At 73.4% G+C, this 1,201-nt stretch carries 1 protein-coding gene; it reads left to right on the forward strand.

Features of this window, described 5'->3' with window-relative positions; translation table 11 throughout:
* The coding region (locus ACYVE7_RS34305; RefSeq protein ID WP_460370772.1) for an acyl carrier protein at positions 1-1,201 on the forward strand (1,201 nt) is incomplete at both ends.

Genomic DNA, 1,201 nt, shown 5'->3' on the forward strand with positions numbered 1-1,201 from the left:
CCGCCGACGCCTCGGCGGGTTCGGCCGCGCTGCGGAGCCTGCTGTCCGGACTCCCGGAGGCCGAGTGGCCCGCCGCGCTCCTGGCGATCGTGCGCCGCCAGGCGGCCGCCGTCCTCGGGTATGCCAGGGGCGAGGACATCGAGCCGGAGCGGGCGTTCCGGGAGCTGGGCGTCGACTCCCTCGCCGCCGTCGAACTGCGCAACGGCGTCGCCGAGGCGACCGGACTGCGCCTCCCGGCGACCCTGGTGTTCGACTACCCGACCCCGGCCGTGCTCGCCGGCCATCTCCTGGACGAACTGGCGGGCGCCGAAGACGAAGGTCCGGTGCTCCCGATCGCGGCGGTCGACGACGACCCGATCGCGATCGTCGGTATGGCGTGCCGCTACCCCGGCGGCGTCACCTCGCCCGAGGACCTGTGGCGGCTCGTCGCCGAAGGCCGCGAAGGCATCGCCGGCTTTCCCGCCGACCGCGGCTGGGACCCGAGCCGGATCTACGATCCCACCGAGGCGCGCCCCGACACCAGCTACGTCGACCAGGGCGGCTTCCTGTACGACGCCGCCCGGTTCGACGCCGGGTTCTTCGGCATCAGCCCCAACGAAGCGCTGCTCATGGACCCGCAGCAGCGGCTGCTGCTGGAAGTGTCGTGGGAGGCCATGGAACGGGCCGGGATCGACCCGGCGACGCTGCGCGGCAGCACCACCGGCGTGTTCGCCGGGATGACCTACCACGACTACGCGCACAGCAGCAGCACCGGCGCCCTGCTCGCCGGACGGGTCTCCTACACCTTCGGGTTCGAAGGCCCCTCCCTCATGATCGACACCGCGTGTTCGTCGTCGCTGGTGGCGCTGCACCTGGCCGGGCAGGCGCTCAGGTCGGGTGAATGTTCACTCGCCCTCGCGGCGGGGGTCGTCGTGATGGCCACCCCGGAGACGTTCGTCGAGTTCAGCCGGCAGCGCGGCCTGGCCAGGGACGGCCGGGTGAAGGCGTTCGCGGCGGACGCCGACGGCACCGCGTGGGGCGAGGGCGTCGGCGTGCTGCTCGTCGAACGACTGTCGGACGCCGTCCGCAACGGCCACACCGTCCACGCGATCGTGCGGGGCAGCGCGGTCAACCAGGACGGCGCGTCCAACGGGCTGACCGCGCCGAACGGCCCGTCCCAGCGACGTGTGATCCGGGCGGCTCTCGCCAACGCCCGGCTCTC

The organism is Actinocorallia lasiicapitis, from assembly GCF_054778695.1.